Origin of the sequence: Streptomyces spinosus (assembly GCF_020400655.1) — a bacterium.
Taxonomy (GTDB): Bacteria; Actinomycetota; Actinomycetes; order Streptomycetales; family Streptomycetaceae; genus Streptomyces; species Streptomyces argyrophylli.
The window spans coordinates 204,919-229,038 of record NZ_JAINRC010000002.1 but is presented as its reverse complement, the minus strand read 5'-3'; the positions used below and the strand labels follow the sequence as shown (position 1 = coordinate 229,038).

Sequence of the window (24,120 nt, the reverse complement as noted above, 5' to 3'; positions counted from 1 at the left end):
CCGCTTTCCGGGGGCCGTTACTTCACCGGCTCCGGCTCCGGCTCGCTGTGCGCCTCGGCCTCGCCCGCCGGGTCGGCCGGCGTCTTGACGGAGTCGAGCAGCAGCTGGGCGACGTCCACGACCTGGATGGACTCCTTGGCCTTGCCGTCGTTCTTCTTGCCGTTCACGGAGTCCGTGAGCATGACCAGGCAGAACGGGCAGGCGGTGGAGACGATGTCGGGGTTCAGCGACAGGGCCTCGTCGACGCGCTCGTTGTTGATGCGCTTGCCGATGCGCTCCTCCATCCACATGCGCGCGCCGCCGGCGCCGCAGCAGAAGCCGCGCTCCTTGTGCCGGTGCATCTCCTCGTTGCGCAGGCCGGGGACCTTGCCGATGATCTCGCGCGGGGGCGTGTAGATCTTGTTGTGCCGGCCCAGGTAGCACGGGTCGTGGTACGTGATGATGCCCTCGACCGGGGTGACCGGGACCAGCTTGCCCTCGTCCACCAGGTGCTGGAGCAGCTGGGTGTGGTGGATGACCTCGTAGTCGCCGCCGAGCTGCGGGTACTCGTTGCCGATCGTGTTCAGGCAGTGCGGGCAGGTGGCGACGATCTTCTTCGCCGACCTCGGCTTCGCGGACTCGGGGACGACCTTGCCCTCGTCGTCCAGCTCCTCGCCGAACGCCGTGTTCAGGGCCATCACGTTCTCCATGCCGAGCTCCTGGAAGAGGGGCTCGTTGCCCAGGCGGCGGGCGGAGTCACCGGTGCACTTCTCGTCGCCGCCCATGATCGCGAACTTCACGCCCGCGATGTGCAGCAGCTCGGCGAAGGCCTTGGTGGTCTTCTTGGCGCGGTCCTCCAGGGCGCCGGCGCAGCCGACCCAGTACAGGTACTCGACCTCGGTGAGGTCCTCGATGTCCTTGCCGACGACCGGGACCTCGAAGTCGACCTCCTTGGTCCACTCCAGGCGCTGCTTCTTGGCCAGGCCCCAGGGGTTGCCCTTCTTCTCCAGGTTCTTGAGCATCGTGCCCGCCTCGGACGGGAAGGCGCTCTCGATCATCACCTGGTAGCGGCGCATGTCGACGATGTGGTCGACGTGCTCGATGTCGACCGGGCACTGCTCGACGCAGGCGCCGCAGGTGGTGCAGGACCACAGCACGTCCGGGTCGATGACGCCGTTCTCCTCGGCCGTGCCGATCAGCGGGCGCTCGGCCTCGGCGAGTGCGGCGGCGGGGACGTCCTTCAGCTGCTCCTCGGAGGCCTTCTCCTCGCCCTCCATGGTCTTGCCGCCACCGGCCAGCAGGTAGGGCGCCTTGGCGTGGGCGTGGTCCCGCAGCGACATGATCAGCAGCTTCGGAGAGAGCGGCTTGCCGGTGTTCCAGGCGGGGCACTGCGACTGGCAGCGGCCGCACTCGGTGCAGGTGGAGAAGTCCAGCAGGCCCTTCCAGGAGAACTGCTCGACCTGGGAGACGCCGAAGACGTCGTCGTCGCCGGGGTCCTCGAAGTTGATCGGCTTGCCGCCGGACGTCATCGGCAGCAGGGCGCCGAGCGAGGTCTCGCCGGTGGCGTTGCGCTTGAACCAGATGTTCGGGAACGCCAGGAAGCGGTGCCAGGCCACGCCCATGTCGGTCTTCAGGGCGACCGTGATCATCCAGATGAAGGAGGTCGCGATCTTCAGGCCGGCGAAGAAGTAGGTGAGGTTCTGCAGCGTGGAGACGTCCGCGTGCTCCAGCCAGGAGACGACCGGGTAGGAGATGAAGAACGAGGCCTCGTAGCCGCCCACGTGGTGCTGGGCGCCTTCGAGGGCGTGCAGCATGAAGATGCAGACGCCGACGATGAGGATGACGGCCTCGACGAAGTACGCCTGGCCGAAGTTGGAGCCGGCGAAGCGGGACTTGCGGCCCGGCTTGCGCGGGTGGCTCAGCTGGCGGATGACGATCAGGGCGAGGATGCCGATCACCGTCATGGTGCCGATGAACTCGACGTAGACGTTGTACGGCGCCCAGTCGCCGAGGACCGGCAGCAGCCAGTCCGCCTTGAACAGCTGTCCGAACGCGTTGACGATCGTCAGCAGGAGCGTGAAGAAGCCCACCGCCACGAACCAGTGCGCCACGCCGACGATGCCCCAGCGGTTCATCCGCGTGTGGCCGAGGAACTCCTTGACCACGGTGAGGGTGCGCTGTGCGGGATCGTCGGTCCGCGTGCCGGCCGGCACCGGCTGGCCCAGCCGCATGAAGTTGTAGATCTGCAGGAGGGCGCGGCCGAACAGTGCCACGCCGACCACGATCAGGACCAGCGACACGATGATCGCGGCGAGTTGCATTGGGGCTCCTGAGGCGGCCTCGGTTCGAACGAGCTGTCTGAGCTGATCGACATTACTAAGCGGTAACTTATGCAGTCCGTCTGAGACTACCCCCATCTTCCGTCGGGATGCAGCCGAGCGCGGGGTGATCTGGGTCGCCGCCCGTCAATCGGATCGTGTTATTCGTACCGAATTGATACTTTCGCCCCTACCTTAGAGCCGTGCTCTACGGGATCGCCGCCGCCACCGCAGCCCTTCTCCTCACCGCCGTGCTCGCGGCGGCGTTCCGGCTGCCCGCCCGCAGGGCCGGGATCCTGGACCGGCGCCGGCAGCGGCCCCTGCCCCTCCTCGGGGGTCTCGCGGTCGTGATCGTCACCTGCCTGGTCGCCGGAACGGGTGAGTGGACCCGGGTCGCCCCGCTCGGGGAGGGGGTCGGACGGCTGCTCACGGCCGCCGCGGCCGTCGCCGGGCTGGGTCTGGTGGCCGACGTGTGGCGGCTGCGCGCGCGCGTGCTCGTCACCGGTACGGCCGTGGCGGCGGTCTGCGTGGTGCCGTACGACGAGACGGGCGTGCCGGGCGGGCTGCTGGCCATCGGCTGGATCGTCCTCGCCACCCTCGCCTTCAAGGGGCTCGACCACGCCGACGGGCTGGCCGGGACGGTCGGCGTGGTCACCGCCTTCGGTGCCGGCGCCTGTGCCGCCGCCGAGGTGATGGACGGGCTCGCCGTGCTGCTGAGCGTGGTCGCCGCCGCGCTCACCGGCTTCCTGATGCACAACTGGCATCCCGCGCGGGTCGGGCTCGGCGCCTGCGGCTCGCTGTTCACCGGGTTCGTGCTGTCGTCGGCGGTGGTCTTCACGCGCGCGGGCTACGACATCGGGCCGAGCGCGGCGGTGGTGTTCTGCCTCGGTGCCGTGGCCGTCGCCGACGCCCTCCTCGTGGTCCTCGCCCGGGGGGTGGCCCGGCGCCCGCTGCTGCGGCGCGGCCCCGACCACCTCGCCCACCGGCTGCGGCGGCTCGGGCTCGCCCCGCAGGGGTCGGTCGTGCTGCTGGGGGCCGGCGCCTTCTCCTCGGTGCTCGTGGGGGTGCTCGTGCACACCGGCTGGACGGGGGACTCGGCCGTGCTCTGGGTGGCCGGCGGGGTCGCCTTCGCCGTTCTCGTCCTCCTTCTGATTCCCGCTCCGCAGGGCCGTCGGCCGCCGTCGACGCAGGTCAGCGGGCACTTGCGTGTAAGGAACGGATAAGAGTTGAGTCTTGCTGGCTCAGGTCTGTTGACCCAGCGGTTCTCCTCGTGCACACTTGAGCCTGTTCCACTCAAGTCAGCTGGAGGAATCAACCATGGCACGTGCGGTCGGCATCGACCTGGGCACGACTAACTCCGTCGTCAGCGTTCTGGAGGGCGGCGAGCCCACCGTCATCACCAACGCCGAGGGTGCCCGGACCACGCCGTCCGTCGTCGCCTTCGCAAAGAACGGCGAGGTGCTCGTCGGCGAGGTCGCCAAGCGCCAGGCGGTCACGAACGTGGACCGGACCATCCGCTCGGTGAAGCGCCACATGGGCACCGACTGGAAGATCCAGCTCGACGGCAAGGACTTCAACCCGCAGCAGATCTCCGCGTTCATCCTGCAGAAGCTGAAGCGGGACGCCGAGGCCTACCTGGGCGAGAAGGTCACGGACGCGGTCATCACCGTCCCGGCCTACTTCAACGACTCCGAGCGCCAGGCCACCAAGGAGGCCGGTGAGATCGCGGGTCTGAACGTCCTGCGCATCGTCAACGAGCCCACCGCGGCCGCGCTCGCCTACGGCCTCGACAAGGACGACCAGACGATCCTCGTCTTCGACCTCGGTGGCGGCACCTTCGACGTGTCCCTCCTGGAGATCGGCGACGGCGTCGTCGAGGTGAAGGCCACCAACGGCGACAACCACCTCGGTGGTGACGACTGGGACCAGCGCGTCGTCGACTACCTGGTCAAGCAGTTCCAGTCCGGTCACGGCGTGGACCTGTCCAAGGACAAGATGGCCCTCCAGCGCCTGCGTGAGGCCGCCGAGAAGGCCAAGATCGAGCTGTCCTCCTCCACCGAGACCTCGATCAACCTGCCGTACATCACCGCGTCCGCCGAGGGCCCGCTGCACCTGGACGAGAAGCTCACCCGCGCCCAGTTCCAGCAGCTGACGGCCGACCTGCTGGAGCGCTGCAAGACGCCGTTCCACAACGTCATCAAGGACGCCGGCATCTCCATCAACGACATCGACCACGTCGTGCTCGTCGGTGGCTCCACCCGCATGCCCGCCGTCGCCGAGCTCGTCAAGGAGCTGACCGGCGGCAAGGAGGCCAACAAGGGTGTGAACCCGGACGAGGTCGTCGCCATCGGCGCCTCGCTCCAGGCCGGTGTCCTCAAGGGCGAGGTCAAGGACGTCCTGCTGCTCGACGTCACCCCGCTGTCCCTCGGCATCGAGACCAAGGGCGGCATCATGACCAAGCTGATCGAGCGCAACACCACGATCCCGACCAAGCGCTCCGAGATCTTCACCACGGCCGAGGACAACCAGCCGTCGGTGCAGATCCAGGTCTACCAGGGCGAGCGCGAGATCGCGGCCTACAACAAGAAGCTCGGCATGTTCGAGCTGACCGGTCTGCCGCCGGCGCCGCGTGGCGTCCCGCAGATCGAGGTCTCCTTCGACATCGACGCCAACGGCATCATGCACGTCACGGCGAAGGACCTCGGCACCGGCAAGGAGCAGAAGATGACCGTCACCGGCGGCTCCTCTCTCCCGAAGGAAGAGGTCGACCGCATGCGCGAGGAGGCCGAGCGCTACGCGGAGGAGGACCACAAGCGCCGCGAGGCCGCCGAGGCCCGCAACCAGGGCGAGCAGCTGGTCTACCAGACCGAGAAGTTCCTCAAGGACAACGAGGACAAGGTCCCCGGCGAGATCAAGACCGAGGTCGAGGCCGCGGTCGGCGAGCTGAAGGAAGCCCTCAAGGGCGAGGACACCGCCGAGATCCGCACCGCCACCGAGAAGGTCGCCGCCGTCTCGCAGAAGCTGGGCCAGGCGCTGTACGCCGACGCCCAGGGCGCGCAGGCCGCGGGCGGCGCCTCCGCCGGCGCCGGTGAGGCCAAGGCCGACGACGACGTCGTGGACGCCGAGATCGTGGACGACGAGCGCAAGGACGGGGCCGCGTAATGACGGAGGAGACCCCGGGCTTCGAGGAGAAGTCCGACGTCCCCTCCGGCGCCACCTCCGACGACGCCGAGCCGAAGGCCGCCCCCGAGGAGGGGGCGGCCCCGGCCGGGGACGGACACGCAGAGAACAACGCCGGTCTGGTCGCCCAGCTGGACCAGGTGCGCACGGCGCTGAACGAGCGCACGGCGGACCTCCAGCGGCTCCAGGCCGAGTACCAGAACTACCGCCGCCGGGTCGAGCGCGACCGGATCGCGGTCAAGGAGATCGCCATCGCGAACCTCCTGACCGAGCTCCTGCCCGTGCTCGACGACATCGGCCGCGCGCGCGAACACGGCGAGCTGGTCGGCGGCTTCAAGTCGGTGGCCGAGTCGCTGGAGACCGTCGCGGCCAAGATGGGCCTCCAGCAGTTCGGCAAGGAGGGCGAGCCCTTCGACCCGACGATCCACGAGGCCCTGATGCACAGTTACGCGCCGGACGTCACCGAGACGACCTGCGTGGCGATCCTGCAGCCCGGGTACCGCATCGGCGAGCGCACCATCCGCCCCGCGCGGGTGGCCGTCGCCGAACCGCAGCCCGGCGCGCAGACCGTCAAGGCCGAGGGCGCCGAGGAGACGCCGGCGGCCGACGACAAGGAGAACGGTGGCCCGGACGAGGGCTGACGGGAACACTGACGGGAAGGAGGGGCGTCGAGGATGAGCACCAAGGACTTCATCGAGAAGGACTACTACAAGGTCCTCGGCGTCCCCAAGGACGCCACCGAGGCCGAGATCAAGAAGGCGTACCGGAAGCTCGCCCGCGAGTTCCACCCGGACGCCAACAAGGGCAACGCCAAGGCGGAGGAGCGCTTCAAGGAGATCTCCGAGGCGAACGACGTCCTCGGCGACCCCAAGAAGCGCAAGGAGTACGACGAGGCGCGCGCGCTGTTCGGCAACGGCGGCTTCCGCCCGGGGCCGGGCGCGGCCGGCGGCTCCTTCAACTTCGACCTGGGCGACCTCTTCGGAGGCGCCGCCCAGGGCGGAGGCTTCGGCGGCGGACTCGGTGACGTCTTCGGGGGCCTGTTCAACCGCGGCGGCGGCGCCGCGGGCACGCGGACCCAGCCCCGGCGCGGCCAGGACATCGAGTCCGAGGTCACGCTGAGCTTCACGGAGGCCATCGAGGGGGCCACGGTGCCCCTGCGGATGTCCTCCCAGGCGCCCTGCAAGGCCTGCTCGGGCACCGGCGACAAGAACGGCACACCGCGCGTGTGCCCGACCTGCGTCGGCACCGGCCAGGTCGCCCGGGGGTCCGGGGGCGGCTTCTCGCTCACCGACCCCTGCCCCGACTGCAAGGGCCGCGGCCTGATCGCCGAGCACCCCTGCACGGAGTGCAAGGGCAGCGGGCGCGCCAAGTCGTCCCGCACGATGCAGGTCCGCATCCCGGCGGGCGTCACCGACGGGCAGCGGATCCGGCTGCGCGGCAAGGGCGCGCCCGGCGAGCGGGGCGGACCGGCCGGCGACCTGTACGTGGTCGTCCATGTCGGCGAGCACCCGGTGTTCGGACGCAAGGGCGACAACCTCACCGTCACCGTGCCGGTGACGTACCCCGAGGCGGCCCTCGGCGGTGAGGTGCGGGTGCCGACCCTCGGCGGCCCGCCCGTCACCCTGAAACTGCCGCCCGGCACGCCCAACGGCCGTACCATGCGCGCTCGGGGCAAGGGCGCGGTCCGCAAGGACGGCACCCGCGGCGACCTCCTGGTCACCGTCGAGGTGCGTGTCCCGACGGACCTGTCGGGGAAGGCTCGTGACGCACTGGAGGCGTATCGCGAGGCGACCGCGGGCGAGGACCCGCGGGCGGAGCTGTTCGAGGCCGCGAAGGGAGCTTGAGAGTGATGGACGGCCGTCGACGCGGTGACAATTTTCGTGGGCCGTACGAACTGACCGAGGAGACCCCGGTCTACGTCATCTCGGTGGCGGCCCAGCTCTCCGGACTCCACCCGCAGACGCTGCGCCAGTACGACCGCCTGGGCCTGGTCTCGCCCGACCGCACCGCCGGCCGGGGCCGCCGCTACTCGGCCCGTGACATCGAACTGCTCCGTCAGGTGCAGCAGTTGTCGCAGGACGAGGGCATCAACCTGGCGGGCATCAAGCGCATCATCGAACTGGAGAACCAGGTCACCGCGCTCCAGCACCGCGTCGCGGAGCTGGAGGCGGCCCTGGACGGCGCGGCGGCGGCGATGCAGCAGCGCGAGGCCGCGGTGCACGCCTCCTACCGGCGCGACCTGGTGCCGTACCAGGAGGTGCAGCAGACCAGCGCGTTGGTGGTCTGGCGGCCGAAGCGGCAGCAGCAGGACTGACGCGCACAGGCGCACACGAAGAGGGGCCCGGATTCCGGGCCCCTCTTCGTGTCCGGTAACCGCCCGTGCGGAACCGGCCTGGCTGTCCGGATCTTTGCCGTTCCCATGAACTCCCTTGACGTGGACGGTCCGTAAAGGGTCCTTGAAGGGGGTTTCGCGTGACCTTCACAGGTACAGCGGAGCGTGCTGTTGCGCACTCGTTAAGTGATTCTTCTTGACGCCGGGTGTGGCCTGCGCGTTGTCTTTTCAGACACCTGGGCCGTATAGCAACGCCCACGTCCGGAACGCACCTGAAGTGAGCCCTCGCATGCGTCGTATCGCCATAACCGTGGCCGCGTCCACGATGACCCTCTCGCTCGCCGGCTGTGGCGTGCTGAACGTGACGGGGGACGGCGCGAGCGCGAGCCCGACCAAGGGCAACGACATCACGGTGGGCCTGCTGCTGCCGGAGAAGGCGAACACCCGCTACGACAGGTTCGACTACCCCATCATCAGGGACAAGGTGGCCGAACTCACCAAGAAGCAGGGCAAGGTGGAGTACGCCAACGCCGACGCGAGTGCCGCCCGGCAGTCCGAGCAGATGCAGAACATGATCGACGGCAAGGTCGACGTCATCCTGGTCGACGCGGTCGACGCGCACGCCATCGCCGGCGAGGTGAAGAAGGCCAAGGACGCGGGCATCCCGGTCATCGCCTACGACCGTCTCGCCGAGGGCCCGATCGACGCCTACATCTCCTTCGACAACGAGCTCGTCGGCGAGGTGCAGGGCCGCACCCTGCTGGCGGCCCTGGGGCCGGACGTCGACACCTCCGACAAGATCGTGATGATGAACGGCTCGCCCACCGACCCGAACGCCAAGCAGTTCAAGGAGGGCGCGCTCTCCGAGCTGAACGGCAAGGTGGACATCGCCGACAGCTTCGACACCGTCAAGTGGAAGCCGGAGAACGCCGAGGCCAACATGGCCAAGGCCATCGCGAAGATCGGCAGGGACAACATCGCCGGCGTCTACTCCGCCAACGACGGCATGGCGGGCGGCATCATCAAGGCCCTGAAGGCGGCCGGCGTCACCAAGCTGCCCCCGATCACCGGCCAGGACGCCGAACTGGACGCCGTGCAGCGGGTGGTGTCGGGGGAGCAGTACATGAGCGTCTACAAGTCCTACCCGGACGAGGCCGAGGCCGCCGCGCAGATGGCCGTCACCAAGCTCCAGGGCAAGGACATCCAGTTCGACGCCCTCACCCAGGACCGGGTGGACAGCCCCACCACCAAGGACATCCCGGCCAAGCTGGTCCAGGTGACCGCGCTGACCCAGCACACCGTCAAGGACACGGTCGTCGCGGACGGCATCTACACCGTCGGGGACATCTGCACCGCCAAGTACAAGGCGGCCTGCGCGCAGATCGGCCTGAAGTAGCACGCCGGCTTTTCCCCTCCCGGCTCGTCGCGGTGAGCGGCGCGGACCGGTGCCGAAACCCGGACACAGCGCCATCTTCCGGTGGCCGCCGTGGAAGGAGCCGTGTTGCGGACCCGGTTCGGCGCCGCGCATAGTTGCGCCACGGAAGTGGCAGCACACCGGGGGTGGAATGGGCGATGGCCGGGCGCGGGGCGGAGGAGCATCCTCACGGTGCCGACCGGCTGTGTGCAGCCGGGGATCGGGTGTACTCCCGTGCCGTGCGCCGGGGACGGGTGCCGCGCACGGACGCCGAACCGGTGCCCTGTCTGCTGGAACTGGCCCTGCTGCACCCGGACCCGGACGACATGGAATGGCTGGTGCCGACCTCCCCGCAGGAGGTCATGACCCGGCTGCTGCGCGGGGTCTACGACGAGGTCAGCGCGAGCCAGCGGCGGGTGGGCTCGGCGGTGGCCGCGTTCGAGTGGTACGCGGGGCTGGGGAGGCGGCTGGACGCGCTGGCGGCGCCGGCCGAGGGCAGCGCCATCCGGGTCCTGGACGGGCTCTCCCGCATCCAGGCCGCGATGGACGAGGCGACCGAGGCGTGCACCACCGAGGTGCTCACCGTGCAGCCCGGCGGCATCCGGCGGGAGGCGGAGCTCTCCGAGGGCCTGCACCGGGCGCTGGCGCTGCGCGGCCGGGGCGTGCGGATGCGGGACCTCTACACGCATGTGGCCCGGCACGGCCAGGGCCTGCTGAACTACCTGGAGCTGATGGGCGACGCCGTGGAGGCGCGCACCCTGGACGAGGTCATCGACCGGCTCATCCTCTTCGACCGCACGGTGGCGTTCATCCCCGCCAACACCGACCGCACGATGGCCCTGGAGCTGCGCCACCCGGCCCTGGTGGCCTACCTGGTGACGGTCTTCGAACGGCTCTGGCGCCTGGCGATCCCGCTCACGGCCCCGCTTCCCGACACCGGCATCGAGGGCATCTCGCACCGCGAGCAGTCCATCGCCGCGCTGCTCGCCGAGGGACACCAGGACGCGGTCATCGCCGAGCGCCTGGGCATCAGCGTGCGCACCTGCCGGGCCCATATCGCCCGTCTGTCGGAGACCCTGGGCGCGGCCAGCCGTACCCAGCTCGGCGTCCGTATCGCCCAGGTCGGCCTGGACGGGCACCGGCCGCCCCGGCCGACCACCGCCCTCGCCGGCCCGGAGCAGGAGCCCCCGGCCGTGCGCTGAGCCCGGTGGCGCCGCGCCTCAGTGCTCCCGGTCGAGGATGCCGGACTGGGCGATGAGGTAGCCGAGCTGCGCGCGGCTGCCGCTGCCGAGGGCCTGGGCCAGCTTGGCGATGTGGGCCCGGCAGGTGCGCACGTTCATGCCGAGACGGCGGGCGATGGCCTCGTCGACGTGGCCCTCGACCAGGAGCTTGGCGATGGAGTGCTGGATGTCCGTGATGCCGTCCGGGGCCGTCTCGTAGGGGGCGCCGGTGCTCATCGGCACGGCACGGGCCCACATGAACTCGAACACCTTGATCAGGTAGCGCACCAGGCCGGGGTGGCGCAGCTCCAGGGCGACCTGGCGGTCGTCGCGCACGGGGATGAAGGCGACCGTCTCGTCGCAGATGATGAGCCGCTCCACCAGTTCGTCGATGGTGCGGTACTCCACCTTCCCGACGGAGAACTGGGCCACGTAGCCGAGGGTCTCGGGGCTGTAGCGGGCGGTGTGCTGGTACAGGGTCCGGATGCGCACGCCGCGTTCGAGCAGGGGGCGGTCGCGTTCCAGGCCCTGCAGGAGGGTGTGCTCCATCCGGCGGCTGGTCGGCTGCACGGTCAGCACCTCGGAGCGGCACTCCGCCGTCGCCGCGTCCAGGGCCGCGTTGATGCGGTCCAGGCCCTCCAGCACCGAGATGGCGTGGGTGGAGGTGGTGTCCTGGGCGCTGAGCGTCATGAACGGCTCGAAGGCCTCGGTCAGTTCGATGGACAGCCGCCGGCGCTCGGAGATCTCCCGCTCGATCGGATTGAGCCGCTGGGCGAGCGCGACGGACGGCGGGGTGGGGCGCAGCCAGTTCGCGTCGTCCGGATCCGGCTGGAGGAGGGCGAACTCCATGAGGCAGGGGGCGGCTTCCGTCTCCGCGCGGGCTATCCGCCCCACACGCAGTGCCTTGGCGTAAAGGCCGCTACCCTCCTCGCAGAGTTCGGTCATGGCATGGGGATGTGACGCTTTGGTCCGATTTGATGGCAAATCTCCACCCCCCAGGGTCCTGAACATGCAGGAACATGATGCACCGATCGTGTGGCCATGACGTGCCCAAATGAGACATCGTCTTGTTCGACGGGGGAAGAGGGGACCTTCAAGTGAGGACGAAGCCGAATATGCGCAACAAATTGCTTCGGTCGATGCTTGCCGTCGCCTTCTCCACCGTTGTGGCCATTGGCGCGCTGAGTGGCCTCTCCGGTGCGAAGCGTGACGTGGCGGGCGATACGACCTGGGGAGTGGCTCCCCGGACAGTCGCTGTGAGTGACGGCATCACCGGAACGGCTCATTCCGATGGTGTGGACGACACCACCTGGGGCTGACTGATGACTACTCCACCCGACGACCGGTCCTTCCGTCGCGAAATGGCCACCGCCTACCGCTCCGGATGGCACTTCATCGACCTGGTCACGGCCATCCCGCACAGTGGTGACTCGCTGATGGTCACCGTGTTCGGTGAGCCGGTCGTCGTCACGCGGGACGAGGACGGGGACGTGCGGGCCTACCGGTGCCTGCGCAAGCCGCGTGGCGCGCCGCAGCCGGTGCGCTGTGCCATCCGGTACGGAATGATCTTTGTGAACCTGGACCAGCGGGACCACCGGCTGTCCGAGCCGGCGCCGTCCGACGTGCGAACCATCTCGGCCACCCCCCGCAGTGCCTGACGCGATTCCCCCGTCGTAACAGATCGCTCAGGTGCTTCCCCCCGCAGCGGCGTCACCGTGACCTGAACACGGTGACGCCGCTGCAGTTTGCGGGGACATTTCCGGGTATGGGCGCACTCCACGGTGGCCGGAAACCGCCAGGTGCCGGCCGCGCTCAGCCGCGCCCCAGCGCCCGCTCCACCTCGATCTCGATCACGATCCGGGACGGGTTCGGCGAGGGCGTCCGCCCGTACCGCTCGGCGTACCGCCGCTCCGCCTCCGCGACCCGCTCCCGCTCGGCGCGCACCCGCGCCCGCCCCTCCAGCGTCGCCCAGCGCCGGCCGTCCACCTGGCACACCGCCACCCGGGCCCCCTCGTCCCCGGCCGCGAGCACGTGGGCCACCTTGGCGCTGGCCCTGTTGGCGATCACCCGGGCCAGCCCCGCCGGAGCGTCGTAGGTCACCCCCACCGGCACCACGTGCGGGCTGCCGTCCGGGCGCAGCGTCGTCAGCGTGCACAGATGCCGTTCGCGCCAGAAGGCGAGGTACGGCTCGTCCGGGGCGGCGGGATCCTGGGAGTACGAGGCCATGCCGTGCAACCTAACCGACACCGGCGGGACCCGTGCGCGGCCCGCCTTGAGTGGAATAGACTCAACTTTGTGTACGTTGACTAAGGCAGGACCGTCGGGCAGGAGGAGAACGCACACGTGGATGCCGAGCTGACCAACAGGAGCCGGGACGCGATCAACGCGGCCAGCAATCGTGCCCTCACCGAGGGGCACCCGGACCTCACCCCCGCTCACCTGCTGCTGGCTCTGCTCCAGGGGCAGGACAACGAGAACATCACCGACCTGCTCGCGGCCGTCGAGGCCGACCAGGCCGCCGTACGCTCGGGCGCGGAGCGCGTCCTCGCCGGTCTGCCCAGCGTGACCGGGTCCACCGTCGCGCCCCCGCAGCCGAACCGCGAGATGCTGGCCGTGATCGCGGACGCCACCGAGCGCGCCAAGGCGCTCGGCGACGAGTACCTGTCCACGGAGCACATGCTCATCGGCATCGCCGCGAAGGGCGGTGCCGCCGGGGACGTGCTCAAGGGGCAGGGTGCCGACGCCAGGAAACTGCAGGAGGCCTTCCAGAAGGCCAGGGGAGGACGCCGCGTGACCACCGCCGATCCGGAGGGCCAGTACAAGGCCCTGGAGAAGTTCGGCACCGACTTCACCGCCGCGGCCCGCGAGGGCCGGCTCGACCCGGTCATCGGGCGGGACCAGGAGATCCGGCGGGTCGTGCAGGTGCTGAGCCGCCGTACCAAGAACAACCCGGTCCTCATCGGTGAGCCGGGCGTCGGCAAGACCGCCGTCGTCGAGGGGCTCGCCCAGCGGATCGTCAAGGGCGACGTGCCCGAGTCGCTGAAGGACAAGCGGCTGGTCGCGCTCGACCTCGGCGCGATGGTGGCCGGCGCCAAGTACCGCGGCGAGTTCGAGGAGCGCCTCAAGGCCGTCCTGTCGGAGATCAAGGAGTCCGACGGGCAGATCGTCACCTTCATCGACGAGCTGCACACCGTCGTGGGCGCCGGTGCCGGCGGCGACTCCGCCATGGACGCGGGCAACATGCTGAAGCCGATGCTCGCGCGCGGTGAGCTGCGCATGATCGGCGCGACCACGCTGGACGAGTACCGCGAGCGCATCGAGAAGGACCCCGCGCTGGAGCGCCGCTTCCAGCAGGTCTTCGTCGGCGAGCCGAGCGTCGAGGACACCATCGCGATCCTGCGCGGGCTCAAGGGCCGCTACGAGGCCCACCACAAGGTGCAGATCAACGACTCCGCGCTGGTGGCCGCCGCGGCCCTGTCCGACCGGTACATCACCTCCCGCTTCCTGCCGGACAAGGCCATCGACCTCGTCGACGAGGCGGCCTCCCGGCTGCGCATGGAGATCGACTCCTCGCCCGTGGAGATCGACGAGCTCCAGCGCTCCGTCGACCGGCTGCGGATGGAGGAACTGGCCCTCAGCAAGGAGACCGACCCGGCCTCCCTCGCCCGGCTGGAGAAGCTGCGCCGCGACCTCGCCGACCGGGAGGAGGAGCTGCGCGGCCTGACCGCCCGCTGGGAGAAGGAGAAGCAGTCCCTCAACCGGGTCGGTGAGCTCAAGGAACGCCTCGACGACCTGCGCGGGCAGGCCGAGCGCGCCCAGCGCGACGGCGACTTCGACACCGCGGCCAAGCTGCTGTACGGCGAGATCCCGCAGCTGGAGAAGGAGCTGGAGGCCGCCTCCGCCGCCGAGGAGGAGGTCGCCAAGGACACCATGGTCAAGGAGGAGGTCGGCTCCGACGACATCGCCGACGTCGTCGCCGCCTGGACCGGCATCCCCGCCGGGCGCCTGCTGGAGGGCGAGACGCAGAAGCTGCTGCGCATGGAGGAGGAGATCGGCAAGCGGCTCATCGGCCAGAGCGAGGCCGTACGGGCCGTGTCGGACGCCGTGCGCCGCTCGCGGGCCGGGATCGCCGACCCCGACCGGCCCACCGGTTCCTTCCTCTTCCTCGGCCCGACCGGTGTCGGCAAGACCGAACTGGCCAAGGCGCTGGCGGACTTCCTGTTCGACGACGAGCGGGCCATGGTCCGCATCGACATGTCCGAGTACAGCGAGAAGCACAGCGTCTCCCGGCTGGTCGGCGCGCCCCCCGGGTACGTCGGCTACGAGGAGGGCGGGCAGCTCACCGAGGCAGTGCGCCGGCGCCCGTACAGCGTGATCCTGCTGGACGAGGTGGAGAAGGCCCACCCGGAGGTCTTCGACATCCTGCTCCAGGTGCTGGACGACGGCCGGCTGACGGACGGTCAGGGCCGGACGGTCGACTTCCGCAACACCATCCTGGTCCTCACCTCCAACCTGGGCAGCCACTTCCTGATGGACCCGCTGACCACCGAGGAGCAGAAGAAGGAGCAGGTGCTGGAGGTCGTCCGGGCCTCCTTCAAGCCGGAGTTCCTCAACCGGCTGGACGACCTGGTGGTCTTCTCGGCGCTCACCAAGCCCGAGCTGGAGCGGATCGCAGGGCTCCAGATCGACCGGCTGGCCCGGCGGCTGGCCGAGCGGCAGCTCACCCTGGACGTCACCCCCGAGGCGCTGGCCTGGCTGGCGGAGGAGGGCCTGGACCCGGCGTACGGCGCCCGGCCGCTGCGCCGGCTGGTGCAGAGCGCCATCGGCGACCGGCTCGCCAAGGAGATCCTGTCCGGCGAGGTCAAGGACGGCGACACCGTCCGCGTCGACCGCTTCGGCGAGGGGCTGCTGGTCGGCCCCGCGACGGGGAAGACCCTGTAAGGCGCACCCGGCCGCCACGACGGCCCCTGCCCGGCCCGCCGGCCGGGCAGGGGCCGTTGCGCCGTGCGGGGCCGCCCGGACGCCGCTCAGGGCGCCGGATACGTCGTCGTCACCCGCCACGGCCCCGCCGGCCCTCTTTCCGCCCTGGGCTGACAGGCGGCACGGGGTTGCCATCCCCCGCCCCTCCTGGGGGAGGATGGCGGCATCCGCATGAAGGGAAAATCACGGTGAGCATCGACCCGTCCTCGATTCCGAACTTCGGGGGCCAGCCCGAACCGCAGCCCCAAGGACCGGTTGGCCCCGTCCTCCCGGATCAGGACCTGGTGAAGCAGCTTCTCGACCAGATGGAGCTGAAGTACGTCGTCGACGAGGAGGGTGACCTCGCCGCGCCGTGGGAGCAGTTCCGCACCTACTTCATGTTCAGGGGAGAGGCCGAACAGGCGATCTTCTCGGTGCGGACCTTCTACGACCGCCCCCACAAGATCGACGAGAAGCCGCAGCTGCTGGAGTCCATCGACGACTGGAACCGCCGCACCCTGTGGCCCAAGGTGTACACCCACACCCACGACGACGGCACCGTCCGCCTGATCGGCGAGGCCCAGATGCTGATCGGCACGGGCGTCGACATCAACCACTTCGTCTCCTCCACGGTCAGCTGGGTGCGGGCCGCGATCGAGTTCGACAAGTGGCTGGTCGAGCAGCTCGGCCTGGAGCAGGAGGTCAACGACTCCGAGAACCCCGAGGACGACGGGGAGTAACCGGACCCTGCCGGTCCGGGGGCCTTCCACCCCCGGACCGGATGCCGCGTGCGTTCACGGCCGTACCGCCGGGGCGGTGACAGGGCGCTGTCCGCCGTATCCTGCTCCCGCGTCCGGAGGCGGAAGCGGACGCCCGCTGACGAGGGACTCCCTGTCCCTGGCTGTCAGCCGGCCAGCGTCCTGAGCCGGGCGGCCGCCTCCTCCAGCACCTCCGTCCGCTTGCAGAAGGCGAACCGCACGAAGGGCGCGCCCTGCTCGCGGTGGTCGTAGAAGACCGCGTTGGGGATCGCGACCACCCCGCAGCGCTCCGGCAGCGCGCGGCAGAAGGCGAAGCCGTCCTTCTCGCCCAGGGGCCGGATGTCGGTGGTGATGAAGTACGTGCCGGCCGGGCGGAAGACCTTGAAGCCCGCCCGCTCCAGGCCGCCCGCGAGCAGGTCCCGCTTGGCCCGCATGTCGGCGCGGAAGTCCGCGAAGTACGAGTCGGGCAGGCGCAGGGCCTCCGCCACGGCGTACTGGAAGGGCCCTGAGGCGACGTACGTCAGGAACTGCTTGGCCGAGCGGACGGCGGCGACGAGGGCGGGGGCGCCGGTCACCCAGCCGACCTTCCAGCCGGTGAACGAGAAGGTCTTGCCGGCCGAACCGATGCCGACCGTCCGCTCGCGCATCCCCGGGAACGCGGCCAGCGGCAGGTGCTCGGCGCCGTCGAAGACCAGGTGCTCGTAGACCTCGTCGGTCACCACCAGCAGATCCCGCTCCACCGCCAGCTCGGCGACGGCGGCCAGCTCCGCGCGCGTGAGGACGGTGCCGGTCGGGTTGTGCGGGGTGTTGACCAGCAGCAGCCGGGTGCGGTCGGTGACCGCCGCGCGCAGCTCGTCCAGGTCCAGCCGGAAGCCGTCCTCCTGCGGGCGCAGGGTGACCGGCACCCGGGTGCCGCCCGCCATCGCGATGCTCGCCGCGTACGAGTCGTAGTACGGCTCCAGCGCCACCACCTCGTCCCCCGGCTCGACCAGCGCCAGCAGCGCGGCGGCGATGGCCTCGGTCGCGCCCGCCGTGACCAGCACCTCGGTGTCGGGGTCGTAGGACAGGCCGTAGCGGCGCAGCTGGTGCGCGGCGATCGCGGTACGCAGCTCGGGGACGCCGGGGCCGGGCGGGTACTGGTTGCCGCGGCCGTCGCGCAGCGCCCGTACGGCGGCCTCCCGGATCTCCTCCGGCCCGTCGGTGTCGGGGAAGCCCTGGCCGAGGTTGATCGACCCGGTCGCCACGGCGAGCGCCGACATCTCGGCGAAGATCGTCGTCCCGAACGCGGCGAGCCGGCGGTTGAGGAGAGGGCGTGCGCTGGAGGTCATGCCGGTCATCCTCCGCCCAAGCTCTGGAGTTCCTCAACTCCGCTTTGCGGCCTGGCGCGGCCGGGCATCCCCCGGTCACCGCGGTAGGACGCGGCAACGGCGAGGCGCCCACGGGGGGCCGCTTCGGGGGAACGGAAGGAGGGTGACGCCATGATCGTCGGCATCATCCTGGCGGTGGCCGCGGTTCTGGTCATCGCGGCGGCGGCGGGCCGTAACCGCCGTAACCGGCGCGGCGCGGTGCCGCTCGGCAAGGGCGGCCGCCGCAACCGGTCGTACCGCGCGTCGGCGTCGTCGTCGGCCGCGGGCTACGCGGGCGGCGGGGGCACCAGCAGCTGGTGGGCCGGCGGCGGCGACTCCGGTTCGTCGGGCGGGCACGGGGGACACCACGGGGGGCACGGGGGCCACGGGGGCCACTCCTGTGGCGGCCACTCGTCCTGCGGCGGGAGTTCGTCCTGCGGTGGCGGCTCGTCGTGCGGCGGGGGTTCGTCGTGCGGCGGCGGGGGCGGATGCGGCGGAGGCGGCTGACACGGGGCAGCCGAGCTTCCGGAACGGGGGGATCCGCATCCGGGCCGCACACGGCCGGGTGCCTGCCGGGGGAGACCTCCCCGGCGGGCGCCCGGCCGCGTCCGTTTCCCGCGCCCGGCGCGCGCCGTGGTTGAACAGTTGAGCTGTGGAGCCCTCTGAGGGATGGAAACCCTCCGAAGTTGGGTAAAAACGCTGTGGCGTCGCCATTGTTCGTGATTCCCTCTACATCGCCAACGCAGCCCCTCGGACGTCCCCCAGGCACCCCACCCCGGCCGGGCCGGCTGGGCTGACATGGCCGATCTCCCCTTCCTTGCGTGTTAGCGGAGCCGATCCATGCTCACGACCCTGAACACCACCTACACCGATACGCGCGCTGCCGATCTCGCCTGGGCCCTGGGACGCGAGCCGCTGCCCGCCCTGGCCACCCTCGACCTCGAACTCACCGGCGCGAAACTGCAGTTGCGGCTGCTCGGCGCGTCCCATCAGGTGCTCCTGGAGGAAGAGCGGGGCCGCTGTTCGGAGACGGTCGCCTGCATCCCCGGCTCCAGCACCCCGCTGCCCCTGGGCGTCGCCAAGCGCGTCGGCGACTGGGAGTACGAGTTCGCCGCCCGCGTGGAGGTGCTCACCCCCGGCTCGTTCGCGGGCCGTGCCCAGGAGCTGCTGGCCCTCGTCTCCGACCACCCGCACGGCCTCGCCGGGGTCTTCCCGGGCAGCCCGCACGCCTTCACCGCGATGCTGGCCCAGCACCAGGAGGGCCAGGTGCACTGGCGCACCTGGCACGCCTACCCGCAGGACGGCCAGCTGGTGGCGACCCGGACCCGGGTCGGGGCACGGCGGCGGACGGCGGCCCGGCACCCCGCGGCGACATAAACCCCCATCGCGTCAACCGCCCCCAGATCCACACGTGTGGGTGACGAAGCGTACCCGGCGAGTGACGTAACGTCGCAGCGTGATCGAACCGCAGGCCCCCGCGCCCCCGGGCGCCCCGCCCTCCTGGACGTGCCCCGCACGGCTGCCCGTCCGGCCCGGCACCGGGCGGTTCCTGGTCCTCGTGTGCGTCTTCGTCTGCGCGGCCTGCGGACTCGTATACGAACTCGAACTGGTCGCCTTCGCCTCGTACCTGATGGGCGACTCGGTCACCCAGGCCTCCGTGGTGCTCTCCGTGATGGTGTTCGCCATGGGCATCGGCTCGCTCGGCGCCAAGCGGCTGCGCTGCCACGCGGCGGCCGGGTTCGGCGCGGTCGAGTCGGCCCTCGCGCTGATCGGCGGGTGCAGCGCCATGGCCCTGTACGCCGTCTTCGCCTGGACCGCCGGCTGGGGCGGGATGTGGGCCGACGGTCCGCGCTGCCTCCTGGTCGCCTTCTCCCTCGCCATCGGCCTGCTCATCGGTGCCGAGGTCCCGCTGCTGATGGAGCTGATCCAGCGCATCCGCCGCCAGGACGCGGGCGGCGCGGTGGCCGACCTGTTCGCCGCGGACTACGTGGGCGCGCTGGTCGGCGGCCTCGCCTTCCCCTTCCTGCTGCTGCCGTTCCTCGGCCAGTTGACGGGCGCCCTGCTCACGGGGACGGTCAACGTCGTCGCGGGCGGCGCCCTCGTCCTCGGCCTCTTCCGCCGCGACCTCACCCGCCGCGCCCGCTGGACCCTGCTCCTCGCCCAGCTCACCGTCCTCGGCGTCCTCGCCTCCGCCGCCGCCCTCGCCGGCGACTTCGAGCGGGCCGCGCGGCACGCCGTCTACGGCACGGACGTCCGGGTGGCCGTGCGGACCGGCGTCCAGGAGGTCGTCCTCGCCGGCGGCACCCACGGCGAGCCCCTCGACCTCTTCCTCGACGGCCGCCTCCCGGTCGGCGGCCGGGACCAGCACCTCTACCACGAGGCCCTGGTCCGGCCCGCCCTGGCCGGTCCGCACGCGCGCGTGCTGATCCTCGGCGGCGGCGACGGGCTGGCCGCCCGGGAGGTGCTGCGCCACCCCGGGGTGCGCCGTGTGGACATCGTCGAACTCGACCCCGGCCTGGTACGGCTGGCCCGCCGCGACCCCGGCCTGTCCGCCCTCAACGGGCACGCGCTCGCGGACCCGCGTGTGCGCGTGACCACGGCCGACGCGCTCACCTGGCTGCGGCGGACGCGCGGTCCGGCGTACGACGTCGTCATCAGCGACCTGCCCGATCCCGGCATCACCGCCTCCACCAAGCTGTACTCCGAGGAGTTCTACGGTCTGGCCCGCCGCGTCCTGGCCCCGGAGGGCCGCCTGGTGGTGCACGCCGGGCCCGTCACCGCCCGGCCCCGCGCCTTCTGGACCGTCGCCGCCACCCTGCGCGCTGCCGGCTTCGCCGTCTCGCCCTACCGGGTGCCGGGCCACGGCTCCCCGCTCGCGGCCGGCCCCGGCCGCTCCACGGGGGCGCTGGGGGCCCCGCACGACTGGGGGTTCCTGCTGGCGGCGCGCGGGGACGCCGCGCCCGCCCTGCGCGTGGCGGGCGAGCGCGCGGGGACCTTGACGCAGGCCCGGCTGAGGGCGGACGCGCGGGCGGCGGAACGGACGCGGGTGGCCGGGGTGCCGGTGTCGACACTGGTGCATCCGAGGTACTGAGCGGCTTCACGGCCGGGTGAGTTCCGGCGGCAACTGGGTAGGCTCCCCGGACATGGAGCACCAGGTCTTCGTCCCGGCCACCGCCGAGCGGATCGGCGCGGCACTGGCCGACCAGGCACGCGTGGCCCGGTCCGTCCCCGGCCTGCAGCAGGACGCCGGTGCCGAACCGATCACCGGCCGGCTGAAACTGCGGGTCGGCGGACACTCCGTCACCTACCGCGGCACGGCCCGGGTGACCGCCCGCGAGGACGGCACGTACGCCGTCGTGGGCGATGCCACCGAGGCCCGCGGCACCGGCGCGGTCAAGCTCGCGCTGATCCTGCGCCTCGCGGACGCCGAGGGCGGCTGCACGGTCACGGCCGAGGGCACGGCGGACGCGACCGGCCGCATCTCGGAACTGCCGGCCGAGACGGTGGCCGCGGCGGCGACCCGGCTGCTCGACCGCTTCCTGCAGTCGCTGGCCGCCGGCGCCGGCGCCGGTACCGGTGCCGAGACGGGCGACGGGCCGGAGCCCCCCGCCGGTGCCGCCCACACCTCCGTCTTCGACACCGAGATCCCCCCGTCCGCCCTGGCGCCGGACGCGGGCGAGGGCCTCGGCACCGATCCCGACGCGGACGCCGGCACGGACGCGGACGCCGGGACCGTCGCCGCCTCCGCCGGCCGCCCCTCCGACGACTTTGCCGACACCGGTGAGCCCCCCGCCGAGGCCGCGCACGCCCGCCGCACGATGATCGGCCGCAGCGCCGAGGAGGTCGACCACGCCCCGCCGCGCGGCCGCTACGCCCCCGTCCCGGCGCCGCAGACCGTCACGGCGGTCTCGGCACTGCGCTGGGCGGCACCGGCGGCGGCACTGGTCGTGGCGTCGGCGATCGTCGTGAGCAAGGCGCTGCGCAGACGCCGCTGAGCGCCACGCTCCCCTCGGGCGCGAGGCCGGCACCGTCCTCCCCCCAGTACTGTCGTCCCGTGAGTAACGAAGACATCACGCTGACCGCAGGCGAAGCGGAAGCACGCGTCAGCCCGGCCAACGGCGGCCGGATCGGCAGCCTCAGGATCGGCTCCCTGGAACTGCTGCGGCAAGGGGAGCGCTACGGCTGCTTCCCGATGGTGCCCTGGTGCGGCCGGATCCGGGACGGCCGTTTCCTGGACGGCGGCACCGTCCGCCAGATGCCGCTCAACTCCCCGCCGCACGCCATCCACGGCACCGCACGCGACGGCGCCTGGCGCACCGCGCGCGTCTCGGAGAACGAGGCGGTGATCACCTGCGAGCTGACCGACCCCTGGCCGCACCCCGGCCGCGTCACCCAGATCGTCACGCTCGCCGAGGACGGCCTGACACTGACGATGTCCGTGGAGACGTACGACGATTCCTTCCCGGCGCAGATCGGCTGGCACCCGTGGTTCCACCGCAACCTCGGCGGCGAGGACGTCCGGCTGGACTTCAAGCCCGCCTGGCAGGAGGAGCGCGGCGCCGACCACCTGCCCACCGGTAACCGCGTCGACCCCCGGCCGGGCCCCTGGGACGACTGCTTCGGCATGCCCGGCGGTGTCGACGTCACCCTCACCTGGCCCGGGCAGCTGGAGCTGAAGGTGGCGAGCCGGGAGGAGTGGGTGGTGGTCTACGACGAGCAGGCCGAGGCCGTCTGCGTGGAGCCGCAGACCGGGCCGCCCAACGGGCTGAACACCGCTCCGCGCCTGGTCACCCCGCTGGACCCGCTGGAAGCCGGGACCACCTGGAGCTGGCGGCGGCTCTAAGCTGGTCGGCATGACGGACGTTCGCGGCGCGCTGCTGCAGCAGATCAAGGACAAGGCCGTGGTGCACGGCAAGGTGATCCTCTCCTCCGGCCTGGAGGCCGACTACTACGTCGACCTGCGCCGTGTCACCCTCGACGGCCAGGCCGCGCCGCTGGTCGGCCAGGTGCTGCTGGACCTGACCGAGGACCTCGAGTTCGACGCGGTCGGCGGGCTCACCATGGGCGCCGACCCGGTCGCCGCCGCCATGCTGCACGCCGCCGCCGCGCGCGGGCGCAGGCTCGACGCGTTCGTCGTCCGCAAGGCCGCCAAGGCGCACGGGCTCCAGCGGCGCGTCGAGGGCCCGGAGATCGCGGGCCGCCGGGTCCTGGTGGTGGAGGACACCTCCACCACCGGCGGTTCCCCGCTGACCGCCGTCGAGGCCGTCCGCGAGGCCGGTGCCGAGGTCGTCGCCGTCGCGACCATCGTGGACCGGGCCACCGGCGCCGCCGAGAAGATCGAGGCCGGAGCGGGCGTTCCGTACCGGTTCGCCTTCTCGAAGGATGAACTGGGTCTGGACTGACCGGGCAGTTTGACCTGCACTTGACCGGGGCGCCGACCCAGCCCCCCAGGTCTGGAAAGATGGGGCCGACGATGACGTCGCACCCCAGGTCTAGGTCAGGGCCGTAACGCAGAACGCCAACCCGCAACACAAGGAGCGGACAGGATGCCCATCGCAACCCCCGAGGTCTACAACGAGATGCTCGACCGGGCGAAGGCAGGCAAGTTCGCCTACCCGGCCATCAACGTGACTTCCTCGCAGACCCTGAACGCGGCCCTGCGCGGCTTCGCGGAGGCGGAGAGCGACGGCATCGTCCAGATCTCGACCGGCGGGGCCGAGTTCCTCGGCGGGCAGTACAGCAAGGACATGGTGACCGGTGCCGTCGCCCTCGCCGAGTTCGCGCACGTCATCGCCGAGAAGTACCCGGTCAACATCGCCCTGCACACCGACCACTGCCCGAAGGACAAGCTCGACGGGTACGTGCGTCCGCTGATCGCGATCTCCGAGGAGCGGGTCAAGGCCGGCCGCAACCCGCTGTTCCAGTCGCACATGTGGGACGGCTCCGCCGAGACCCTCGCCGACAACCTCTCCATCGCCCAGGAGCTGCTGGAGCGCGCCCGCGCCGCCAAGATCATCCTGGAGGTGGAGATCACCCCGACCGGCGGCGAGGAGGACGGGGTCTCCCACGAGATCAACGACGAGCTGTACACCACCGTCGACGACGCCATCCGCACCGCCGAGGCCCTGGGACTGGGCGAGAAGGGCCGCTACCTGCTGGCCGCCTCCTTCGGCAACGTGCACGGCGTGTACAAGCCGGGCAACGTCGTCCTGCGCCCGGAGCTGCTGAAGGAGCTGAACGAGGGCGTCGCCGCCAAGTTCGGCAAGCCCGCTCCGTTCGACTTCGTCTTCCACGGCGGCTCCGGCTCCACCGAGCAGGAGATCCAGACCGCGCTGGAGAACGGCGTCGTCAAGATGAACATCGACACGGACACCCAGTACGCCTTCACCCGTCCGGTCGCCGGCCACATGTTCCAGAACTACGACGGCGTCCTGAAGGTCGACGGCGAGGTCGGCAACAAGAAGGCCTACGACCCGCGCACCTGGGGCAAGCTGGCCGAGGCGGGCATGGCCGCGCGCGTCGTCGAGGCCACGCGGCACCTGCGCTCGGCGGGCAACAAGCTCAAGTAGGCGGTACGCGTCCCGGCGGGCCCGGCGGCTGTCCAAGCCGCCGGG

At 71.2% G+C, this 24,120-nt stretch carries 22 protein-coding genes; 18 read left to right on the top strand and 4 right to left on the bottom strand.

What is annotated here, in order from left to right:
* Nucleotides 1-17: 17 nt before the first annotated feature.
* Nucleotides 18-2,300, bottom strand: coding sequence for a (Fe-S)-binding protein (locus LG395_RS04920; RefSeq protein WP_225808571.1), 2,283 nt, complete (start codon nucleotides 2,298-2,300; stop codon nucleotides 18-20).
* Nucleotides 2,301-2,500: 200 nt separating this feature from the next.
* Here LG395_RS04920 and LG395_RS04915 point away from each other — a divergent pair, with 200 nt between their 5' ends.
* The 7 genes from LG395_RS04915 (at nucleotide 2,501) to LG395_RS04885 (ending at nucleotide 10,425) form a co-directional block, all read left to right on the top strand.
* Nucleotides 2,501-3,520 (top strand): MraY family glycosyltransferase, encoded by a 1,020-nt coding sequence (locus LG395_RS04915; RefSeq protein WP_225808570.1) that lies wholly within the window; start codon nucleotides 2,501-2,503, stop codon nucleotides 3,518-3,520.
* Between the two features lie 94 nt (nucleotides 3,521-3,614).
* Nucleotides 3,615-5,459, top strand: coding sequence for a molecular chaperone DnaK (dnaK, locus tag LG395_RS04910; RefSeq protein ID WP_171154353.1), 1,845 nt, complete (start codon nucleotides 3,615-3,617; stop codon nucleotides 5,457-5,459).
* Entirely contained in the window at nucleotides 5,459-6,118 is a 660-nt protein-coding gene (gene grpE, locus LG395_RS04905) for a nucleotide exchange factor GrpE (protein ID WP_171154351.1), read from the top strand. The genes dnaK and grpE overlap by 1 nt, the downstream gene beginning before the upstream one ends.
* A 33-nt stretch (nucleotides 6,119-6,151) precedes the next feature.
* On the top strand, nucleotides 6,152-7,321 hold the full coding sequence (gene dnaJ / locus LG395_RS04900) for a molecular chaperone DnaJ (RefSeq protein WP_225808569.1): 1,170 nt from the start codon (nucleotides 6,152-6,154) through the stop codon (nucleotides 7,319-7,321).
* A 5-nt stretch (nucleotides 7,322-7,326) separates the two neighbouring features.
* Nucleotides 7,327-7,791 carry a heat shock protein transcriptional repressor HspR gene (locus LG395_RS04895; RefSeq protein ID WP_103814833.1) on the top strand — a complete coding sequence of 155 codons (465 nt, stop codon included), beginning with the start codon at nucleotides 7,327-7,329 and terminating at the stop codon, nucleotides 7,789-7,791.
* Nucleotides 7,792-8,098: 307 nt separating this feature from the next.
* A complete protein-coding gene (locus LG395_RS04890) occupies nucleotides 8,099-9,205 on the top strand; it encodes a sugar ABC transporter substrate-binding protein (protein WP_225808568.1) in 1,107 nt (368 codons plus the stop codon).
* A gap of 176 nt (nucleotides 9,206-9,381) precedes the next feature.
* Complete coding sequence (locus tag LG395_RS04885; RefSeq protein WP_171154345.1) at nucleotides 9,382-10,425, top strand: helix-turn-helix transcriptional regulator; 1,044 nt, start codon at nucleotides 9,382-9,384, stop codon at nucleotides 10,423-10,425.
* A gap of 18 nt (nucleotides 10,426-10,443) precedes the next feature.
* Here LG395_RS04885 and LG395_RS04880 read toward each other — a convergent pair whose 3' ends face one another.
* Entirely contained in the window at nucleotides 10,444-11,388 is a 945-nt protein-coding gene (locus LG395_RS04880; protein WP_225808567.1) for a helix-turn-helix domain-containing protein, read from the bottom strand.
* 170 nt (nucleotides 11,389-11,558) lie between these two features.
* Here LG395_RS04880 and LG395_RS04875 point away from each other — a divergent pair, with 170 nt between their 5' ends.
* Together LG395_RS04875 and LG395_RS04870 are read left to right on the top strand one after the other, a co-directional pair.
* Nucleotides 11,559-11,762, top strand: coding sequence for a hypothetical protein (locus LG395_RS04875; RefSeq protein ID WP_171150008.1), 204 nt, complete (start codon nucleotides 11,559-11,561; stop codon nucleotides 11,760-11,762).
* A gap of 3 nt (nucleotides 11,763-11,765) precedes the next feature.
* Nucleotides 11,766-12,101: a Rieske (2Fe-2S) protein gene (locus LG395_RS04870; protein ID WP_030648261.1), complete on the top strand. Its 336-nt coding sequence runs from the start codon at nucleotides 11,766-11,768 to the stop codon at nucleotides 12,099-12,101.
* A gap of 154 nt (nucleotides 12,102-12,255) precedes the next feature.
* Here LG395_RS04870 and LG395_RS04865 read toward each other — a convergent pair whose 3' ends face one another.
* Nucleotides 12,256-12,669, bottom strand: a complete 414-nt coding sequence (locus LG395_RS04865; RefSeq protein WP_171154341.1) for a TIGR03618 family F420-dependent PPOX class oxidoreductase — start codon at nucleotides 12,667-12,669, stop codon at nucleotides 12,256-12,258.
* A 117-nt stretch (nucleotides 12,670-12,786) separates the two neighbouring features.
* Between LG395_RS04865 and clpB the strand changes: the two genes are divergently transcribed.
* Complete coding sequence (gene clpB / locus LG395_RS04860; RefSeq protein ID WP_225808566.1) at nucleotides 12,787-15,384, top strand: ATP-dependent chaperone ClpB; 2,598 nt, start codon at nucleotides 12,787-12,789, stop codon at nucleotides 15,382-15,384.
* A gap of 227 nt (nucleotides 15,385-15,611) precedes the next feature.
* Nucleotides 15,612-16,142 (top strand): type III secretion system chaperone family protein, encoded by a 531-nt coding sequence (locus tag LG395_RS04855; RefSeq protein WP_171154338.1) that lies wholly within the window; start codon nucleotides 15,612-15,614, stop codon nucleotides 16,140-16,142.
* Nucleotides 16,143-16,306: 164 nt separating this feature from the next.
* On the opposite strand, the gene LG395_RS04850 is transcribed toward LG395_RS04855, so the two are convergent.
* Nucleotides 16,307-17,497, bottom strand: a complete 1,191-nt coding sequence (locus LG395_RS04850) for a pyridoxal phosphate-dependent aminotransferase (RefSeq protein ID WP_225808565.1) — start codon at nucleotides 17,495-17,497, stop codon at nucleotides 16,307-16,309.
* Between the two features lie 141 nt (nucleotides 17,498-17,638).
* Here LG395_RS04850 and LG395_RS04845 point away from each other — a divergent pair, with 141 nt between their 5' ends.
* The 7 genes from LG395_RS04845 to fbaA all read left to right on the top strand — a co-directional run bounded on the left by LG395_RS04845 (nucleotide 17,639) and on the right by fbaA (nucleotide 24,075).
* Complete coding sequence (locus LG395_RS04845) at nucleotides 17,639-18,013, top strand: hypothetical protein (RefSeq protein ID WP_171154332.1); 375 nt, start codon at nucleotides 17,639-17,641, stop codon at nucleotides 18,011-18,013.
* Between the two features lie 333 nt (nucleotides 18,014-18,346).
* On the top strand, nucleotides 18,347-18,883 hold the full coding sequence (locus LG395_RS04840; protein ID WP_225808564.1) for a DUF2617 family protein: 537 nt from the start codon (nucleotides 18,347-18,349) through the stop codon (nucleotides 18,881-18,883).
* A gap of 79 nt (nucleotides 18,884-18,962) precedes the next feature.
* Nucleotides 18,963-20,597 carry a polyamine aminopropyltransferase gene (locus LG395_RS04835; protein ID WP_225808563.1) on the top strand — a complete coding sequence of 545 codons (1,635 nt, stop codon included), beginning with the start codon at nucleotides 18,963-18,965 and terminating at the stop codon, nucleotides 20,595-20,597.
* Between the two features lie 52 nt (nucleotides 20,598-20,649).
* A complete protein-coding gene (locus LG395_RS04830) occupies nucleotides 20,650-21,501 on the top strand; it encodes an SRPBCC family protein (RefSeq protein ID WP_225808562.1) in 852 nt (283 codons plus the stop codon).
* 59 nt (nucleotides 21,502-21,560) lie between these two features.
* Nucleotides 21,561-22,349: an aldose epimerase family protein gene (locus LG395_RS04825; RefSeq protein ID WP_171154325.1), complete on the top strand. Its 789-nt coding sequence runs from the start codon at nucleotides 21,561-21,563 to the stop codon at nucleotides 22,347-22,349.
* 10 nt (nucleotides 22,350-22,359) lie between these two features.
* Nucleotides 22,360-22,908: an orotate phosphoribosyltransferase gene (pyrE, locus tag LG395_RS04820; RefSeq protein WP_225808561.1), complete on the top strand. Its 549-nt coding sequence runs from the start codon at nucleotides 22,360-22,362 to the stop codon at nucleotides 22,906-22,908.
* Between the two features lie 144 nt (nucleotides 22,909-23,052).
* A complete protein-coding gene (gene fbaA / locus LG395_RS04815; protein ID WP_225808560.1) occupies nucleotides 23,053-24,075 on the top strand; it encodes a class II fructose-bisphosphate aldolase in 1,023 nt (340 codons plus the stop codon).
* The last annotated feature ends 45 nt before the right edge of the window (nucleotides 24,076-24,120 follow it).

What these genes read in the sequence shown, in the direction of transcription:
- LG395_RS04885 (WP_171154345.1), top strand. Translation starts at nt 9,382, where the DNA reads ATGGCCGGGCGCGGGGCGGAGGAGCATCCTCACGGTGCCGACCGGCTG.
- LG395_RS04880 (WP_225808567.1), bottom strand. Translation starts at nt 11,388, where the DNA reads ATGACCGAACTCTGCGAGGAGGGTAGCGGCCTTTACGCCAAGGCACTG.
- LG395_RS04870 (WP_030648261.1), top strand. Translation starts at nt 11,766, where the DNA reads ATGACTACTCCACCCGACGACCGGTCCTTCCGTCGCGAAATGGCCACC.
- LG395_RS04840 (WP_225808564.1), top strand. Translation starts at nt 18,347, where the DNA reads ATGCTCACGACCCTGAACACCACCTACACCGATACGCGCGCTGCCGAT.
- LG395_RS04830 (WP_225808562.1), top strand. Translation starts at nt 20,650, where the DNA reads ATGGAGCACCAGGTCTTCGTCCCGGCCACCGCCGAGCGGATCGGCGCG.
- dnaK (WP_171154353.1), top strand. Translation starts at nt 3,615, where the DNA reads ATGGCACGTGCGGTCGGCATCGACCTGGGCACGACTAACTCCGTCGTC.
- dnaJ (WP_225808569.1), top strand. Translation starts at nt 6,152, where the DNA reads ATGAGCACCAAGGACTTCATCGAGAAGGACTACTACAAGGTCCTCGGC.
- LG395_RS04875 (WP_171150008.1), top strand. Translation starts at nt 11,559, where the DNA reads ATGCGCAACAAATTGCTTCGGTCGATGCTTGCCGTCGCCTTCTCCACC.
- LG395_RS04865 (WP_171154341.1), bottom strand. Translation starts at nt 12,669, where the DNA reads ATGGCCTCGTACTCCCAGGATCCCGCCGCCCCGGACGAGCCGTACCTC.
- fbaA (WP_225808560.1), top strand. Translation starts at nt 23,053, where the DNA reads ATGCCCATCGCAACCCCCGAGGTCTACAACGAGATGCTCGACCGGGCG.
- LG395_RS04895 (WP_103814833.1), top strand. Translation starts at nt 7,327, where the DNA reads ATGGACGGCCGTCGACGCGGTGACAATTTTCGTGGGCCGTACGAACTG.
- grpE (WP_171154351.1), top strand. Translation starts at nt 5,459, where the DNA reads ATGACGGAGGAGACCCCGGGCTTCGAGGAGAAGTCCGACGTCCCCTCC.
- pyrE (WP_225808561.1), top strand. Translation starts at nt 22,360, where the DNA reads ATGACGGACGTTCGCGGCGCGCTGCTGCAGCAGATCAAGGACAAGGCC.
- LG395_RS04890 (WP_225808568.1), top strand. Translation starts at nt 8,099, where the DNA reads ATGCGTCGTATCGCCATAACCGTGGCCGCGTCCACGATGACCCTCTCG.
- LG395_RS04850 (WP_225808565.1), bottom strand. Translation starts at nt 17,497, where the DNA reads ATGACCGGCATGACCTCCAGCGCACGCCCTCTCCTCAACCGCCGGCTC.
- LG395_RS04845 (WP_171154332.1), top strand. Translation starts at nt 17,639, where the DNA reads ATGATCGTCGGCATCATCCTGGCGGTGGCCGCGGTTCTGGTCATCGCG.
- LG395_RS04920 (WP_225808571.1), bottom strand. Translation starts at nt 2,300, where the DNA reads ATGCAACTCGCCGCGATCATCGTGTCGCTGGTCCTGATCGTGGTCGGC.